Raw genomic sequence first — 16,067 nt, forward strand, 5'->3', positions numbered from 1 at the left:
TAAGCCGCTTTCTTTTGCCTACTTTTCTTTGCGGCAGGCAAAGAAAAGTAGGTGCCGCCCCGCACAGGGGCAACGCTAATAAACCAATAACAAATCAAGGAAAGGCCAAAGCTGTAAGCACACAGACCAACCGCGCCGAGCGAACAAGCAACACAAGAAAAGTCCACCACCCAAGGGAAACAGAAAACACACCACCGCCAAAGGCAAAAAACCAGCATAACTCCGCGCCACCACCGCCCACCGTCACCGACCGCTACAATATTCCTTTAACCTGCGGCTTCGAGACCAGAAGATGTCCACCCCAACGTCCCGCGCTCCCATGCTCTCCACCGCCGAAGCATTGGCGACCTTGCTGAGCGCAGCGAGCCCCATCACCGGCACGGAATCAATCCCCACGCTGGAAGCGCTCAACCGCGTACTATCGGAAGACGTCATTTCACCGCTCGACGTCCCCCCAATGAACACCAGTTCAATGGACGGCTACGCGATCTGCACGGAAGATCTCGCAACGGCTGACAACCGCCGCCTACCGGTTTCACAACGCATTCCAGCCGGCCACGCGCCCGAGCCGTTAAAGCCAGGCACAGCAGCCCGCATCTTCACGGGCGCCACAGTGCCGCCAGGCGCCGACGCCATCGTGATGCAGGAACAAACCGAGGCCGCCGGCAACGAAGTCACCATCCTCCACAGCCCGGCACCCGGCGAATGGATCACGGCCCAGGGCGCGGACATTCGCAGCGGCTCGATCATCCTGCCGGCGGGCACGCGCCTGACGCCACAAGCATTGGGGCTGGCCGCCTCGGTCGGCTGCGCCGAGCTCCAGGTGCACCGCCGCGTAAAAGTCGCCGTGTTCTTCACCGGCGACGAACTGACCATGCCTGGCGAGCCGCTGAAACCCGGCGCGATCTACAACTCGAACCGTTTCACGCTGCGCGGGCTGCTGGAAAACCTGGGCTGCGACGTCACCGACTACGGCATCGTCCCCGACAAGCTCGACGCTACCCGTGCAACGCTGCGCGAAGCCGCGCAGGCGCACGATCTGATCCTCACCTGCGGCGGCGTGTCGGTCGGCGAGGAAGATCACGTCAAGCCGGCAGTCGAGGCGGAAGGGCGCCTGTCGATGTGGCAGATCGCGATGAAACCGGGCAAGCCACTTGCGTTCGGTGCCGTGCGCCGGGCCGCGCAGCAGAGCGATGCGGCTACGTCAGCTGAAACCTTCTTTATCGGCCTGCCGGGTAATCCGGTCTCCAGCTTCGCGACTTTTTTGCTGTTCGTTCGCCCGTTCGTCCTGCTTCTGGCCGGCATGCGGACGGTGGCGCCGCGCGCGCTGTCGCTGCGCGCCGATTTCACGCAGAAGAAGGCCGACCGTCGCAACGAGTTCCTGCGCGCGCGCATCAATGCGGCAGGCGGCCTTGATCTGTTTCCGAATCAGAGCTCGGCTGTCCTGACATCGACCGTCTGGGGCGACGGCCTGATCGACAATCCGCCGAACCACGCAATCAGCGTCGGCGAGACCGTGCGTTTCATCCCCTTTTCCGAATTGCTGAACTGAGGCCGGCAACAGCCGGCGGCTTCCCAATGAAGATTCAACTCCGATATTTTGCAAGCGTGCGCGAAGCGCTCGAAACCGCCGACGAAACGGTCGATCTGCCCGACGGCATCGCCACCGTCGGCGACGTGCGCGCCTGGTTGCGCGTGCGCGGCGGCATCTGGGCCGACACCCTCGCCGAGGGCCGCGCGCTGCGCATGGCCTGCAACCACGTGATGACCGATGCCGGCACGCGCCTCACCGAAGACTGCGAAGTCGCGTTCTTTCCGCCCGTCACCGGCGGGTGAACCGTTCGGATGGCCCGGATAGCCGCCGGAAATCTCGTTAAACCACGCTAATTCGCTCAGCCGCACAGGAGTCAGAGATGCCCGTTCGCGTTCAGACGGAAGACTTCGACCTCACCGCCGAGGTCGCCGCGTTACGCGCGCGCAATCCGAAGATCGGTGCGGTGGCCTGTTTTGTCGGCACCGTGCGCGATCTGAACGACGGCAGCGCGGTCGAAACCATGGAGCTCGAACATTATCCGGGCATGACGGAGAAGTCGCTGGAAGCGATCGTTGTGAGCGCGCGCGAGCGCTGGCCGGGGATCGAGGTGCTGATCGTGCATCGGGTCGGCAAGCTCTATCCGCTCGACCAGATCGTGCTGGTGGCGACCACCGCCGCCCATCGGGGTGACGCCTTCGCGTCGTGTGAGTTCGTGATGGACTACCTGAAGACCCAGGCGCCGTTTTGGAAGAAAGAGAAAACCGAAGAAGGCGAGCGCTGGGTCGACGCCCGCGTTACCGACGACGCGGCACTGGCAAGGTGGGGCATCGAATCGGGTAACCAGAAAGCGGATTAGGGCGCGTGCTTCTCGAACGCCCGCGTCAATCGTCTTTCGCTTGGCCGACGATCCGCGCCGGGAACGGTTCACCGGGCGGTCGCGTAGCGGCCAGGGCGCCCCCGGCATGCTCATCGCCGGGCGGACGCCGCTTCGGCGCGACCCGCTCCAGCAACGCCTGTTGTTCCTCCGGAATCTTGTAATCCCAGCCGAAGCGGCTCAATTGCAAACTCTGCGCGATACGCAACGCCGGTTCCATGAAACGGACCGCCGCGGCCGGCTGATAGCGCGACTCCACCGTATCCAGAAACAGGTACAGCCAGCGGCTGAAATGCTGCGGCTCAACGCCCTCGAGCGGTTCATGCGCCTGCTGCACATTGCCCCGGTATTGCTTCGCGCCCAGTACCAGACTGCCCCAGAACGTGCACATCTTGGGCAAGTGGTCCTCCCAACGGCCCGCAAGCGTCGCGTCGAACACGGGACCCAGCAGCGGATCGGCACGAACGCGGTCGTAAAACCCGTAGACGAGTTCGCGAATATTCGCCTCAGTAGGCTCGCCGGCTCGCTCGACAAACGGTGCGGCAGGAAAAGACGGATTCATGCGAATTCCAGATAGTGCAGTTATTCATTTTGAATCGCCACACGGCGCCACAGACCGCCGGGAATGGCCTCAAACCGTGTTCAAACAAGAGGAAGTAAGCCACGAATAACCCGCTTTTCGCATAAATGGCCTATGCGGGAAACGTTACCATTACTGCCGAGAGACAAACACCGACTGTTAGCGCAGAATAATAAAATATGCGTAGCGTCTGCATCTTAAGGCGAAGCGGCGGCCCCCGGCAACCCTTGCATCGACGCGGTTATCCCCCGGATCGCGGCTTGCGCTCATTGTGACACCTGTGCTTATGAGATTGACCGACTACACGGATTACTCAGTGCGCGTCCTGCTGTACCTGGCTGTCCGTGGCGATGGTTTATCGACCATCCAGGACATTTCGGACGCGTACGGGATCTCCAAAAACCATTTGATGAAAGTGGTTCAGCGACTCGGCGAACTCGGCTGGGTCGAGACCGTACGCGGGCGAAACGGCGGCCTGCGTCTCGCTGAGCGAACCAGCGCGGTGACCGTGGGCGAGATTGTGCGGGCCACGGAAAGCGACTTTGCGCTGGTCGGCTGCTTCCCGGACCCGCACGGAGAGCGCCGGGCCTGTGTCATTACACCGCATTGCCGACTGCGCGGCGCGCTTGAAGCGGCGCGCAACGCATTCCTTGCCGAACTCGACCGTTACACCATTGGCGAGGTTGCGGAGCCGCGCGGCCCGCTGACCGCGCTGCTGGGTTTAAGCACCGTTATCCCAATCGTGCCGGTCGGACCTGCTGGCGGCGCGGCACCGCTCTCCTGAATCCGGGCAGCAAGTTCTCGCGCATCAATTGTTAAATAGTTGTTTCTGGTTGCAAAAAAGCGCTTGAAACCTGCGTAAAACGCCTCAATTTGGTGGTAATCGAAATTGGAGGTCTCTTGATGAGAATCGACAAACTTACCACTAAATTCCAGGAAGCATTGGCCGACGCGCAGAGTCTCGCAGTCGGTCACGACAATCAATATATTGAACCCGTTCACGTTCTGTCTGCGCTCGTTGCCCAGCAGGATGGATCGGCGCGCTCGCTGCTCTCGCGTGCGGGCGTGCATGTCCAGGCGCTGCAAACGGCGCTGAACGACGCCATGACGCGCCTGCCGCAAGTGCAGGGCACGGATGGCAACGTGCAGATCGGCCGCGAACTGACCGGGCTGCTCAACCAGGCCGACAAAGAAGCTCAGAAACTCGACGATACGTTCATCGCGAGCGAAATGTTCCTGCTCGCGGTCGCCGACGATAAAGGCGAGGCCGGCCGTCTCGCGCGTCAGCACGGCCTCTCGCGCAAGTCGCTGGAAAGCGCGATTGCGGCGGTGCGCGGCGGTTCGCAAGTGCACAGCCAGGACGCCGAAAGCCAGCGTGAAGCGCTGAAAAAGTACACCGTCGATCTGACCGAGCGTGCGCGGGCGGGCAAGCTCGACCCCGTGATCGGCCGCGACGACGAAATCCGCCGCTCGATCCAGATCCTGCAGCGCCGCACCAAGAACAATCCGGTTCTGATCGGCGAGCCGGGCGTGGGTAAGACCGCGATCGTCGAAGGCCTCGCACAGCGTATCGTCAACGGTGAAGTGCCGGAAACGCTCAAGGGCAAACGCGTGCTGTCGTTGGACATGGCGGCGTTGCTGGCCGGCGCGAAATACCGCGGCGAGTTCGAAGAACGCCTGAAAGCCGTACTGCACGACATCGCGAAGGACGAAGGCCAGACCATCGTCTTCATCGACGAAATTCATACGATGGTTGGCGCGGGCAAGGCTGAAGGCGCGATGGATGCGGGCAATATGCTCAAGCCGGCGCTCTCGCGCGGCGAACTGCATTGCGTCGGCGCCACCACGCTGGACGAATATCGCAAGTACATCGAAAAGGACGCCGCGCTCGAACGCCGCTTCCAGAAGGTGCTGGTCGACGAACCGTCGGTCGAGGCGACTATCGCGATCCTGCGCGGGTTGCAGGAGAAGTACGAACTGCATCATGGCGTCGACATCACCGACCCGGCGATCGTCGCCGCAGCCGAATTGTCGCATCGCTACATCACCGACCGTTTCCTGCCGGACAAGGCAATCGATCTGATCGACGAAGCCGCTTCGAAGATCAAGATGGAAATCGACTCGAAGCCAGAAGAGATGGATCGGCTCGATCGTCGTTTGATCCAGTTGAAGATCGAGCGCGAGGCCGTGAAGAAGGAAAAGGACGAAGCGTCGCAAAAGCGTTTGCAACTGATCGAAGAAGAAATTGAGCGGTTGGACCGCGAATATTCGGATCTCGAAGAAATCTGGACCGCGGAAAAAGCGGCGGTGCAGGGCAGCGCGCAGTTGAAGGAAGACATCGAAAAAACGCGTGCGGAAATCATTCGCTTGCAGCGTGAAGGCAAGCTCGAGAAGGTCGCCGAGTTGCAGTACGGCAAGCTGCCGGGTCTCGAAGCGCAGTTGAAGGAAGTGACCAAGGCCGAAGCGAGCGAGCAGAACAATCCGACCCGGCCGCGCCTGTTGCGCACGCAGGTGGGCGCTGAGGAAATCGCGGAAGTCGTTTCTCGTTCCACCGGCATTCCGGTGTCGCGCATGATGCAAGGCGAGCGCGAAAAGCTGCTGCAGATCGAAGAGAAACTGCACGACCGCGTGGTCGGTCAGGACGAAGCGATCACCGCGGTGGCCGACGCGATCCGCCGTTCACGCGCGGGACTGGCGGATCCGAACCGGCCGTATGGTTCGTTCCTGTTCCTCGGGCCGACCGGCGTCGGCAAGACCGAGCTGTGCAAGGCGCTGGCGTCGTTCCTGTTCGATTCGGAAGATCATCTGATCCGTATCGACATGAGCGAATTCATGGAGAAGCATAGCGTCGCGCGGTTGATCGGCGCGCCGCCGGGCTACGTCGGGTACGAAGAAGGGGGTTACCTGACAGAAGCGGTACGCCGCAAGCCGTACAGCGTGATTCTGCTCGACGAAATCGAGAAGGCGCATCCTGATGTTTTCAACGTCCTGCTGCAGGTGCTCGACGACGGCCGTATGACCGATGGGCAAGGGCGCACCGTGGACTTCAAGAACACGGTGATCGTGATGACGTCGAACCTCGGCTCGCAGGTGATTCAGGCGATGGTCGGCGAGCCGCAGGAAGCGGTGAAGGACGCGGTCTGGGAAGAAGTGAAGCTGCACTTCCGGCCCGAATTCCTGAACCGGATCGACGACGTCGTGGTGTTCCATGCGCTCGACCGGTCGAACATCCAGTCGATTGCGCGGATTCAGTTGCAACGTCTGCATGAGCGGCTCGCCAAGCTCGACATGCAACTGGTGGTGTCGGATGCGGCGCTCGAGCACGTCGGCAAGGTCGGCTACGATCCGCTGTTCGGGGCGCGGCCGTTGAAGCGCGCAATCCAGCAGGAAATCGAGAACCCGGTCGCCAAGCTGATTCTGGCCGGCAAGTTCGGTCCGAAGGATGTGATTCCGGTCGAAGTGGAAGACGGCAAGCTCGTATTCGATCGCGTCGTGCACTAAGCGAAACGGGTTCGGCTACTCATGAAACGGCAGGGGTTGGGCCGTTCCGGCCAACGTTAAAAAGCGGCAACGAAGGGGACTTCGTTGCCGCTTTTTTTTGCCTGCTTTTCCTGCTGCTTTTGCCTGTTACAAGCCGGCAGCGGGTGGCGCTGCTTACGCGTTGCCCTTGCCAAATAGTGCCGACAGGCCGCCGAGCGCACCCAGCACGGTCGTCGAATTCAGTTTGCCATCGGCGGGGACTTCGCCTTCAGGCGTCGCGGCGTTGACGACATGCGGCAGAATCTGCGACAGCAAACCGGTGACCTGGTCCGGCTGCACACCGGCTTTGGCGGCGAGGTTGGTGACGGCGTCCGAGCCGAGTACGCTATGCAGCGCGTCCGGCGAGATCGCCTGGTTCTCGCCATTGCCGACCCACGACGACACGACGTCGCCGAGGCCCTTTTGCTTGAAGCTGTCGATCAGGCCGTTCAGGCCGCCAGGCTGGTTATTGACGAACTCCAGCGCAGCGGAAACGAGGGCTTGCTGGCCGCCGCCTTCAGGCGATTTGCCAAGCAGGGAACCGATAGTGTCGAGTAGGCTCATGACAGTCTCTCTTGAATGCCGACCCGTATTTGACGAGTCAGCGGGTGAAAACGCCGCGCGGTCGCGCGGCGCCGGTGGGAGGGCGGCGGACGGGAACGGGGCGGCGCTGACGTGTTCGTCACGCGTGTATCACCCGTGACGGGCGCCGCCGCGATGCTCCCGGCGCTCTACCCAGTTTATGCGCCGCCAGAGGCTGCCGCAGCCGATGCAGCCGTGCTCTTTTTCGCCTTTTTCTTCGAAGCCTTGGTGCCGGATGCGCCAGCCGGCGCACTGGCAGCAGTGGCCGGAGCCATTGCGGCCGGCGCCGAAGCCGCCGCCGCGTCAGACGCCGCAGCCTTGCTCTTCTTCTTCGACTTCGAAGCCTTGGTGCCCGATGCCTCGGCAGGCGCGGCCGGTGCCGTTGATGCGGTTGTCGTGGCCGCGGTGGTCGCTGCGGGAGCGGCTGCCGGCGCCGCCTTGGTGCTGGCGGTGCTGCCGGACTTCGAGGCTGCCTTGGCGCCCGTAGGCGGCGTGGACGAGCCGTTGATCGTTAGACCGGCCGCCTCGAGATTGGTCACCGATTTGGTGCCGATGCCTTTGACGCGGGTGGCGAGATCGTCGGCATCCTTGAACGGGCCATTCTTGGTGCGTTCGTCGATGATCGCTTTGGCATGCGCCGGGCCGATACCCTTGACCGATTCGAGCGCCGCCTGATCGGCGGAATTCACTTCGACGGCCGCCGCAAATCCGGCCGACAGCGACAAAGCCAAAGCAACGCAAAGCATCAAAAACTTCTTCAGCATGGCAAGCACTCCATTGAGGGCAAAAAAAGTTAGCCACAAAGGGAAAACGCGGAACGACGCAGCCTGTCAGCAAACGCTGCGCTTAAGCATAGAACAAATTGCGCGCCCTTATTTGCAAACGCCGACGATTTATACCGATCGATTCATGACAAGTAAATCAGGCTGAACAATATTTGAAGCTTTTGCCTGGCGATTAAGCGGTTATGAGTTTATCGATCTATGCGGTCCACCATAAAAAATGACCGCATGGATAAATGACAGCGTCTTCCACTTGACTTAGAGTGCACTCGAAGTCCTAACCTGAGTTCCGTCATGTCGAAAATGTCAAAAGCACTCACCATCGGGGAAGTCGCCGGAACGATCGGCGTCTCCACCCACACGCTGCGGTACTACGAACAGGCCGGCCTGATCCGGGCGGTCGGGCGTACGCAGGCGGGACATCGCCTGTATTCGCCGGCCGATCTCGACTGGCTGCAGTTCGTGATGCGTCTGAAGGCGACCGGCATGCCGATCGCCGGAATGCAGGCGTTCGCGGCGCTGCGGGCCGAAGGTGATCCTACGGTGAGTGAGCGCCGCGACATGCTGGTGGCGCATCGGGATGCGGTTTTGGCGCGGATCGCCGAGTTGCAGAGCAATCTCGGCGCGATCATCGACAAGATTGCCTATTACGAGGCTGCCGGGCGGCAGCCCGCCGCGAGTACGCAGACACGACAGATCGACGAACCTCAATCGCTTTCGCATTCGGAAAAGGACTCACCATGGAACACGCACAAAACGATCGCTACACCCGAGGCTGGAACAAACTGAAGGAAATCGACGGCTCGACCGGCGAACAGGTGATCGCCGCGCTTGCGCCGATCGCGCCGGACTTCGGGCGCCTGCTGATCGAATTCGGTTTCGGCGACATTTACAGCCGGCCGCAACTCGATCTGCGCGCGAGAGAGATCGCAACGATTGCATCGCTGGCGACACTCGGCTGCGCGCAACCGCAGTTGAAGGTCCATATCGAGGCGGCCTTGAACGTCGGCTGTACGCGCGAGGAGATCGTCGAGGTATTCATGCAGATGGCGCTCTACGCGGGTTTCCCGGCGGCGCTGAACGCACTTTTCGCGGCGCGGGAGATTTTCGAACGGCTTGATCAGGCGCTGGAAGAGGCGCAAGTGGCCTGAGAAAAAAGAGAGGGCGGGTGGCTGCCGGACGGCAGCCGCTCTTGATGGGTTCGAGAGGCAACGAACGGTGACTTATTGCAAACGATTTAAATGCAGCGACGTAGTCAAACCGCCGAATCCACCCTGACCGCCGCCTCGGCGCGCAAATACCGCTTGCTCACGCCACGCCAGTACAGCAGCAAGCCGATGCCGGCAATCGCCAGGCTTGCCGTATTGGCGACCCAGAAGCCGCGCGCGCCGGTCAGCCACTCCGGCGTGTTGCCGGAGACATTGAAGCCGAGCAGATACCCGCCGCCGAGTCCCACGCCCCACAGCGCGACCGCATAGATAACGGTCGGCACGACCGCCACCTTGTACGCGCGCAGCACGAATGCGGTGGTGATCTGCAATGCATCGAACATGTGGTAGCACGCGACGATCAACACCAGCGGCATCGCCGCCGCCGCGACCTGCGCATCCGGCGTATAGCCTTCGATCAGGTACGGCCGAAGCACCAGCACGATCGCCCCGTAACAGCAGGCGATCGCCACGGCCATCATGATGCCGTGCCGCGACAGCGTGCGCGCCGCTTCCGGGCGATGCGCGCCGAGCGCCTGAGCGACCAGCGTCGACGAAGCGATCCCAATGGCCAGCGGCGTCATATAGAGCACCGCGCCGATGTTGCCGGCGATCTGGTGTCCGGCGAGCGTCGTCGTACCGAAGCGGGCAATGAAGAGCGCCATGAACGTGTACGAGGTGACTTCGATCAGGTACGACAGACCCATCGGAATGCCGAGGCGTAACTGCGCCGCCTGCCGGCGCCAGACCGGCCAGCAGAAGTGCGCAAAGATCGCGAAAGGCTTGAACACGTGGACACGCGTCAACAGCAGCATCCCAACCACGGCCAGCCCCCAGTTGATCGACGTGCTGGCGAGCGCGCAACCCGGCCCGCCGAGCGCCGGCACGCCGAGTCCGCCAAAGATGAACCATGTGTTGAGCGGAACCTTGAGCAGCAACGCGCCGATCTGCAGGATCATGACGAGCCGCGGTTTGCCGACTGCATTGGTGATCGAGCTGTAGACGCGAAAGGCGAGGCCGGCCGGCAAGCCGAACGCCAGAATCTGCAGATAGGCGACCGTCCGCTCGTGCAGCGCTTCGGGCACCCGCGCCACCTGCAGTACGGGCCCTGGAAAATAGAGAATCAGAAAGCCGATCACGGTCAACGCGAGCGCGAGCCACAAGGCCTGGCGCACTTCTTCACCGATCTCGATGTACCGGCGCGCACCGTAGAGCTGCGCGGTGATCGGTTGCAGCGCGGTCAGGATGCCGGTCAGACCGATGTAGACGGAAATATAGATCGACGAGCCGAGGCCGAGCGCGGCGAGATCGACGGCCGAATAGCGGCCGACCATCGCCGTGTCGATCACACCGAACGCGATGATCGCCAGTTGGCCGATCAGCACCGGCCATGCGAGCCCGGCGATTTTCCGTACGTCGGCGAACATGATCAGTCCGGCTTCTTGTGCCAGTTGCGGCGTTTGACGACCGGCGGCTTCGGACGGTCGATCCGCACATACAGGCGGAAGCGTTCGTCGCGGTCGGCCACGCGGCGGCCTTCCCACACCAGCTTCCACATGAAGTCCGACATCGCGCTCGGGTCGCCGAAGTCCTGGGTGTCCTGACGCAGGATTACGTCGCAATCTTCGTTGAAGGAGAAATGCATGTCGCCGAAATAGGCGAACGTCGCGATTTGCGCGTTACCGAGGCGCACCGGCGAGATGCAGGTGTAGTCGTCCGGCAGGTGGCTCGCGATCTGCTGGGCGACATCCTTATAGGTCCGGCTGTAGTTGACGACCGGCAGCCACAGCGTCATCAGCAGCACCCACATCAGCGTCGTGCCGGCGCTCGAGAGCACCACGCTGCGCCACAGGACTTTCGGATGACGGGCCAGACGCCATTGCACCAGGACGAACCAGCAGATCGTCACGGCGACGGCGCACACGAACGACAGAATCTTGAATTGCGGCGCAAAACCCGGAGCGAGACGCGCGAGGTTGCGCGCGAGCGGATGCGGGAAGCCGGTCAGCCCGGCTATGTACACCAGCCAGACGAAGCTGCCGAGGATCGTGAAGCTCAACAGTGCGAACCAGTCGATCGCGTTGATCGCGCCGCGTTTGAGCGTGGGCAGCGCGAAGGTGGCCAATACTGCGAGCGGCGGCAGCAACAGCATATAAAGCCGGTTTGACTGATGGCTCTGCAACACGACCAGAATGAGCAACGGCCCGATCACCGACAGCGGAATCGCGACGTGCGGCGCGCGCCGCAGGCCCGACCAGCTGAACCACGCCCAGAGCGCTAGCGGCCAGGCCGGCCAGGTGAAGAGCGGCAGATTCTTGAACGCGTAGGCGGCCACCGAGCCAGGCGGCCCGGCGAATGACGACAGGCTGACGTGCACCCACTGGTTCAGGTACCAGACAGCGTCAGTGGGAAACGCGGCGAGTGCGGCGATCGGCCAGGCAACCGACAGCGCTAGCGCCACCGGCAAACCGGCCAGCAGCAGCCAGCGCGAACGCGCCTCGCGCACGATCAGCGCCATCGCCAGGGTGCCGAGCAACAACGCGCCGACCAGCACCGGGCTGCTGGCGAGAGCGACGAGTCCGAGCGCCAGGCCCCAGATCAGCGCACCCTGGACCGGCTTGTCGATCATCCGCACGAGCCCATAGACGAGCATGGCGATGCCGAAGAACTGCGCCACCTGCGGCGTGGTTTCGTGGCCGCGTTCGGCAAGGCCGAAGCAGGCGAGCAGGATCAGCAGCGCCCCGTCGGCAAGGGTGCGGCCGTAGTCGCGCGGCTCCGGCTCGCCGCCGAATGCGTATTTGAACGGCTGCACTTCGGCGCGCCGGCCGAGCAGATAGGCCGCATACCAGACGAACGCGCAGGCCGCGCAAAACAGCAGGCCCGTAAACACGCGGGAGGCATTGCTCGCGTCGACCCATGGCGCGAGCGTGCGGATCGCGCTGGCGCCGAGCCAGTAACCGAGCGGGCCGTCTTCCGTCATGTACTTGCCGACCAGATTCGGCAGCAGCCAGTCGTGCGCGCTGCCGTTGGCCATCGTCCACATGACGCCGAAGCCGGCTGCGTCCTCGTTCTTCCACGGATCCCGGCCGAACAGGCCGAAGAACGCGTAGACGATACAGATGGTCAGCAGCAGCCAGCGCGGCAATGCGCTGGTCGCGGAGGCAGTGAGGCGAACGACAGGTCTCATGCAGTGTGTGGATATCGGATAAGCGGTGCAGCCGGGACCGGACGGAATGTCCGGCGGGAATGGCCAATTTGGAGCATCCGGCATTGTAGTCGTGCCGTGCGATGCGCGTCACGGCCGGTAACGGCTCGCAACGTGAACGGGATGCCTGTAACACGCCGCCGCAATGGACGACGGTTCGCCGAGCGACGGTTCGCCGAGCGACGCTTCGGCGGGCGACGCTTCGCACCCGGGCGTCTGGAATAGGGCGACAAAAAAGGGCAGCTTGCGCTGCCCTTTTTTGCTGCTGCTTCGTTGCGGGCCAAGGCCGGCGACGAGGCGCGTATTACTTCGCTGCTGCCTTGCCGGTAGCGCGCGTGCCGAACTTCTTGTTGAACTTCTCGACGCGGCCTGCCGTGTCCATGATCTTTTGTTGACCGGTGTAGAACGGATGCGATTCCGACGACACTTCGATCTTGGCGAGCGGGTAGGTCTTGCCGTTGAATTCGCCAGTTTCACGCGTCTGGATGGTCGAGCGCGTGACAAACTTGAAGTCGATCGACATGTCGATGAACAGGACTTCGCGGTAATTCGGGTGAATGCCTTCTTTCATGGTCTTTCCTTTAATCTGGCGGTAGCCAACCCGCGTGCAGCCGCTATGAATGCGGACAGCATCTAGGCGCGAGCCACTTGCCTGTGGTCGAAAAACGGCGATTATGCCAGAAAATCAGTCGCTTGACGACCTTTCTACTGCCTTTTTGCCAGTGTTTTGTGCCCCGTTCTCCGCTGTTTTGCCGATTCATTTTCCGTGCGCATGCGGCATGGTGCCCCCGCAGAGCCCTTTATGCAGCGGGGGTCAGGCTGGAGCGAACGCCAATCCGACCCGCGCGGGATCCTGCCGGTAATACCGCGCCAGCAGGCGATAGAGCTCGGGATACTCCGCCTCGAAGGCCTGCGGCTGGACGAACAAGGCTTCGCTGCAAACGGCAAAAAATTCCGATGGATGGTCCGCCGCGTACGGATCGATCAGCGAATCGCGCTCGAAACGTGCCCAGCGCCTATCCGGCACCGCGTCCACTTTCGCGCAGAAGTGGTCGAAGGCATGGTCGAAGACGTCGGCCCATGCCTGTGAATCGAGCGGTGCATGCCAGCGCCGCATGAGCGGGGGGTGGCCGTCCGCCTCGCCGGTCAGCATGTCGATCTTGTGCGCGAATTCGTGAATCACGACGTTATAGGCGTCCGTGCCGCCGGTCATCTGCGCGTCTTCCCACGACAACACCACCGGGCCGCCTTCCCACGCTTCGCCGCTCGCGTCGTGCTCGACCTCGTGCACCACGCCGTCTTCGTCCTCGACCGTCTTGCGGATCACGAACTCGCCCGGATAGACAATCACGCCGACCCAGCCGCGATACAGGTCGAGGCTCAGGTTCAGCACCGGCAAACACGCCTGCGCGGCGATCGCCACGGTCATGGCGTCGGTCAACTCGAGGTCGTGCGCAGTCGAAAATTCTTTTTGTGCGATGAACAGGCTGGTCAGCTCGCGCAGGCGCTCGCGATCCGGCGCCTCGAGATGGGCGAGGAACGGCAGGCCGTCGAGCGTGGCTTGCCAGATGGCGTCCTCGATCGCGTAGTTGCGCAGCGCGCGGTCACGGCGGCGCGTGCCGAGCCATTGGGTGAGTTTCGAGAACATGGCCTGATGAAACCCTTAGTCGATCTGTTTTTGCCACGCGGCGAAAATGCCGCCGCATATCGCGATGCCGATCAGAAAGTAAAAGCCGTCCAGCGAGCTCAGGAAGCTAGCCTGCTGCGTAACTATCCGGCTGATTTGCACAATCGCAAGCGAATGCGCCTCGGACGGCGAGCGGCCGGCGGCGCTGAAATCGCTGGTCAGCGCAGCGAGCGAACTCTGGAACAACGGATTGTACGGATTGACGAACTCCGCGAGGCGGGTTTGATGCAGCGCCTGCCGATGCTGTTCGACGATGATCACCGAAGCCGTCGCGAACGAGATTGTCAGTTGCCGCACGATGTTTTTCAGCCGGTAGCCGTGCGTGAATTCTTCGATGGCGAAGATTCTAAACGTCAAATTGGCGACCGGCAGCACGATAAACAGCAACAGCAGGCCGCGCAGCAGCATGGGTACGATCAGCGCGGCTTGGTCCACGCCGGGCGACATGCGCGTCATCCACGCAGCGGCGAACGCGGCCACCACGAAGCCTGGCACGATGATCCACTTCTTGCGCGGCAGGAGCTTCGCGTAACGCAGGTAGACGAACAGCGCGCTCGCTGAAATCAGCGACGTCACGCCGACCAGTTGCCCGGCATTCTCGACCGGATAGCCGAGGCCACTCTCGAGAAAACGTGACGTCAGATAGCTGAAAACGGTCGAGATGTAGTAGTAGAACATGTACAGCACGAGCCCGACCTGAAACACCTTTTCGCGCAGCGCATGCAGGCGCACCAGCGGCGCCGGATGGTGCCATTGCTGGTATGCAAACCAGCCAAGCGCGACGATGCCCGCGACAGTCAGCAGAATCAACCCCGGCGAGGCGCTGAACAGCTGGAACCGCACTTGTTGCATGACGATTTGCAGCGCGCCTTGTGCGAACGCGAAGATCAGATAAGGCCAGAAGTGTGCCGCGCCGCGTTCTTCCGGCAAGCGGTTGCCCGTATCGGGCAGCGCGAGCAGGGCGAGGATGGCAAACAGCACGCCCACCGGTGCAGTGCAGGCGAATAGCGCGCGCCAGTCGAAGTGTGCAACCAGTTGGCCGCCGATCAGCGGTGCAAGCGCACTGCTCAACACGATCAGCACCAGAAAAGCACGGGTTGCCGCCGGCCGCTGCTGTGGCGTGAAACTCAGCTGAATCAGAATGCGGCAGGTGCCCATCATCGGGCCGATAAAGTAGCCCTGAAAGCCACGCGCGAACGCGAGTTCGATCGACGACTCGCATAACGTGGCGGCGATCGCGCCAACTGAATAGAGCAGCATGCAGCCGGCCACGTAGCGCCGGTAACCGAAGCGTTCGACCCACCATTGCTGCTGCAGGATGCCGAGCACGGCCGCCACCGCATAGGCACTCGACGCCCACACCAGTTCGTCCGGCGACGCGTTGATGCCGCCTGCGATGTAGCTGGTGAAAAACGAAAAGATCGAGTTGTCGAAGTAGTCGAGGCCGGTGACGACGGCCAGCACCCACGGGAAAAAATCGCCACGCAGTTTTGCGGCGCTAAACAGCGGGACGCGGGGTGAGGCCATGCTCACGTGGGTTCGCCCGACTTTTTCGCGCGCTTCGCGGGCGGCGTGTTCCCGGCTTTGGCGAATGCGTTGCGTCGCTGTTCCAGCAGTGCGTCGGCATTCTCACCGGCGAGGCGCCGTTCGAGATAGTCGAGGTCGGGACTCAGTTCGGCTCGCAGTTTCTGCGCTTCCTTGAGTTCGCGGCGCATCGTTTCGATGCGGGCATCGAGCGCTTCGACCTGGTCTGAGATCGCGTCACGAATTTGCCGCAGCGAGTCGGTGGAATAGCGATGGCCGCCTTCCACTGGCTCGAGCGGGCGCTTAAGCATTTCGGTGATGCTGTGCAGCGAGAAGCCGAGCGAGCGCAGACGCAGAATACGGCCGAAGCGCTTCAGGTCTTCCTCGTCGTAAAGGCGGTAACGGCCTTCACTGCGGGTAGGCGAGACGAGGCCGCGTTCCTCGTAGTACTTCAGCGTGCGCGGCGTGACGCCGAGGCGTTCGGCGGCATCGCGTACGGTGAGCAGGGCGGATGAGTCCTTCGACATAAGGTGGGGCAGGCATGACGGACTGATCTCATTGTACTGCAACGT

Annotated in this window: 15 protein-coding genes and 1 pseudogene; 7 read left to right on the forward strand and 9 right to left on the reverse strand. The window is 62.3% G+C overall.

The window, feature by feature from the left end; translation table 11 throughout:
* The first annotated feature begins 319 nt into the window (after positions 1-319).
* From KHO23_RS28235 to moaE, 3 genes are all read left to right on the forward strand, one after another.
* Positions 320-1,552, forward strand: a complete 1,233-nt coding sequence (locus KHO23_RS28235) for a molybdopterin molybdotransferase MoeA (protein ID WP_211615466.1) — start codon at positions 320-322, stop codon at positions 1,550-1,552.
* Between the two features lie 26 nt (positions 1,553-1,578).
* The gene (gene moaD / locus KHO23_RS28240; protein ID WP_211615318.1) at positions 1,579-1,836 is read left to right on the forward strand and encodes a molybdopterin converting factor subunit 1; all 258 of its coding nucleotides are present in this window, start codon (positions 1,579-1,581) and stop codon (positions 1,834-1,836) included.
* A gap of 77 nt (positions 1,837-1,913) precedes the next feature.
* Positions 1,914-2,390 carry a molybdopterin synthase catalytic subunit MoaE gene (moaE, locus tag KHO23_RS28245; RefSeq protein WP_211615320.1) on the forward strand — a complete coding sequence of 159 codons (477 nt, stop codon included), beginning with the start codon at positions 1,914-1,916 and terminating at the stop codon, positions 2,388-2,390.
* A gap of 25 nt (positions 2,391-2,415) precedes the next feature.
* Here moaE and KHO23_RS28250 read toward each other — a convergent pair whose 3' ends face one another.
* Positions 2,416-2,970, reverse strand: a complete 555-nt coding sequence (locus KHO23_RS28250) for a group III truncated hemoglobin (RefSeq protein ID WP_211615322.1) — start codon at positions 2,968-2,970, stop codon at positions 2,416-2,418.
* A gap of 304 nt (positions 2,971-3,274) precedes the next feature.
* Between KHO23_RS28250 and KHO23_RS28255 the strand changes: the two genes are divergently transcribed.
* Both KHO23_RS28255 and clpB read left to right on the forward strand, forming a co-directional pair.
* Positions 3,275-3,772 (forward strand): Rrf2 family transcriptional regulator, encoded by a 498-nt coding sequence (locus KHO23_RS28255; protein WP_211615323.1) that lies wholly within the window; start codon positions 3,275-3,277, stop codon positions 3,770-3,772.
* Between the two features lie 119 nt (positions 3,773-3,891).
* Positions 3,892-6,489: an ATP-dependent chaperone ClpB gene (gene clpB, locus KHO23_RS28260; RefSeq protein WP_211615325.1), complete on the forward strand. Its 2,598-nt coding sequence runs from the start codon at positions 3,892-3,894 to the stop codon at positions 6,487-6,489.
* A gap of 153 nt (positions 6,490-6,642) precedes the next feature.
* Here clpB and KHO23_RS28265 read toward each other — a convergent pair.
* A pseudogene (locus KHO23_RS28265) lies at positions 6,643-7,077 on the reverse strand (YidB family protein); the annotation flags it as partial.
* A gap of 170 nt (positions 7,078-7,247) precedes the next feature.
* A complete protein-coding gene (locus tag KHO23_RS28270; protein WP_211615329.1) occupies positions 7,248-7,853 on the reverse strand; it encodes a ComEA family DNA-binding protein in 606 nt (201 codons plus the stop codon).
* Positions 7,854-8,165: 312 nt separating this feature from the next.
* Here KHO23_RS28270 and KHO23_RS28275 point away from each other — a divergent pair, with 312 nt between their 5' ends.
* Positions 8,166-8,660 (forward strand): MerR family transcriptional regulator, encoded by a 495-nt coding sequence (locus tag KHO23_RS28275; protein WP_211615331.1) that lies wholly within the window; start codon positions 8,166-8,168, stop codon positions 8,658-8,660.
* A complete protein-coding gene (locus KHO23_RS28280; protein WP_211615333.1) occupies positions 8,612-9,022 on the forward strand; it encodes a carboxymuconolactone decarboxylase family protein in 411 nt (136 codons plus the stop codon). The genes KHO23_RS28275 and KHO23_RS28280 overlap by 49 nt, the downstream gene beginning before the upstream one ends.
* A gap of 104 nt (positions 9,023-9,126) precedes the next feature.
* On the opposite strand, the gene KHO23_RS28285 is transcribed toward KHO23_RS28280, so the two are convergent.
* The 6 genes from KHO23_RS28285 to KHO23_RS28310 form a co-directional block, all read right to left on the reverse strand.
* On the reverse strand, positions 9,127-10,506 hold the full coding sequence (locus tag KHO23_RS28285) for an MATE family efflux transporter (protein WP_211615335.1): 1,380 nt from the start codon (positions 10,504-10,506) through the stop codon (positions 9,127-9,129).
* A 2-nt stretch (positions 10,507-10,508) separates the two neighbouring features.
* Positions 10,509-12,266, reverse strand: a complete 1,758-nt coding sequence (locus KHO23_RS28290) for an ArnT family glycosyltransferase (RefSeq protein WP_211615337.1) — start codon at positions 12,264-12,266, stop codon at positions 10,509-10,511.
* Positions 12,267-12,588: 322 nt separating this feature from the next.
* Positions 12,589-12,855: a type B 50S ribosomal protein L31 gene (locus KHO23_RS28295; protein WP_211615339.1), complete on the reverse strand. Its 267-nt coding sequence runs from the start codon at positions 12,853-12,855 to the stop codon at positions 12,589-12,591.
* Between the two features lie 243 nt (positions 12,856-13,098).
* Positions 13,099-13,932 carry a M90 family metallopeptidase gene (locus tag KHO23_RS28300; RefSeq protein WP_211615341.1) on the reverse strand — a complete coding sequence of 278 codons (834 nt, stop codon included), beginning with the start codon at positions 13,930-13,932 and terminating at the stop codon, positions 13,099-13,101.
* 15 nt (positions 13,933-13,947) lie between these two features.
* A complete protein-coding gene (locus tag KHO23_RS28305; RefSeq protein WP_211615343.1) occupies positions 13,948-15,504 on the reverse strand; it encodes an MFS transporter in 1,557 nt (518 codons plus the stop codon).
* A complete protein-coding gene (locus tag KHO23_RS28310) occupies positions 15,501-16,022 on the reverse strand; it encodes a MerR family transcriptional regulator (RefSeq protein ID WP_211615345.1) in 522 nt (173 codons plus the stop codon). Before KHO23_RS28310 ends, KHO23_RS28305 begins: the two co-directional genes overlap by 4 nt.
* Between the last annotated feature and the right edge of the window lie 45 nt (positions 16,023-16,067).

It is taken from the genome of Paraburkholderia haematera (assembly GCF_905220975.1).
Classification (GTDB): domain Bacteria; phylum Pseudomonadota; class Gammaproteobacteria; order Burkholderiales; family Burkholderiaceae; genus Paraburkholderia; species Paraburkholderia haematera.

What these genes read in the sequence shown, in the direction of transcription:
- moaD (WP_211615318.1), top strand. Translation starts at nt 1,579, where the DNA reads ATGAAGATTCAACTCCGATATTTTGCAAGCGTGCGCGAAGCGCTCGAA.
- KHO23_RS28255 (WP_211615323.1), top strand. Translation starts at nt 3,275, where the DNA reads ATGAGATTGACCGACTACACGGATTACTCAGTGCGCGTCCTGCTGTAC.
- KHO23_RS28300 (WP_211615341.1), bottom strand. Translation starts at nt 13,932, where the DNA reads ATGTTCTCGAAACTCACCCAATGGCTCGGCACGCGCCGCCGTGACCGC.
- KHO23_RS28310 (WP_211615345.1), bottom strand. Translation starts at nt 16,022, where the DNA reads ATGTCGAAGGACTCATCCGCCCTGCTCACCGTACGCGATGCCGCCGAA.
- KHO23_RS28295 (WP_211615339.1), bottom strand. Translation starts at nt 12,855, where the DNA reads ATGAAAGAAGGCATTCACCCGAATTACCGCGAAGTCCTGTTCATCGAC.
- KHO23_RS28275 (WP_211615331.1), top strand. Translation starts at nt 8,166, where the DNA reads ATGTCGAAAATGTCAAAAGCACTCACCATCGGGGAAGTCGCCGGAACG.
- clpB (WP_211615325.1), top strand. Translation starts at nt 3,892, where the DNA reads ATGAGAATCGACAAACTTACCACTAAATTCCAGGAAGCATTGGCCGAC.
- moaE (WP_211615320.1), top strand. Translation starts at nt 1,914, where the DNA reads ATGCCCGTTCGCGTTCAGACGGAAGACTTCGACCTCACCGCCGAGGTC.
- KHO23_RS28290 (WP_211615337.1), bottom strand. Translation starts at nt 12,266, where the DNA reads ATGAGACCTGTCGTTCGCCTCACTGCCTCCGCGACCAGCGCATTGCCG.
- KHO23_RS28280 (WP_211615333.1), top strand. Translation starts at nt 8,612, where the DNA reads ATGGAACACGCACAAAACGATCGCTACACCCGAGGCTGGAACAAACTG.
- KHO23_RS28250 (WP_211615322.1), bottom strand. Translation starts at nt 2,970, where the DNA reads ATGAATCCGTCTTTTCCTGCCGCACCGTTTGTCGAGCGAGCCGGCGAG.
- KHO23_RS28270 (WP_211615329.1), bottom strand. Translation starts at nt 7,853, where the DNA reads ATGCTGAAGAAGTTTTTGATGCTTTGCGTTGCTTTGGCTTTGTCGCTG.
- KHO23_RS28235 (WP_211615466.1), top strand. Translation starts at nt 320, where the DNA reads ATGCTCTCCACCGCCGAAGCATTGGCGACCTTGCTGAGCGCAGCGAGC.
- KHO23_RS28285 (WP_211615335.1), bottom strand. Translation starts at nt 10,506, where the DNA reads ATGTTCGCCGACGTACGGAAAATCGCCGGGCTCGCATGGCCGGTGCTG.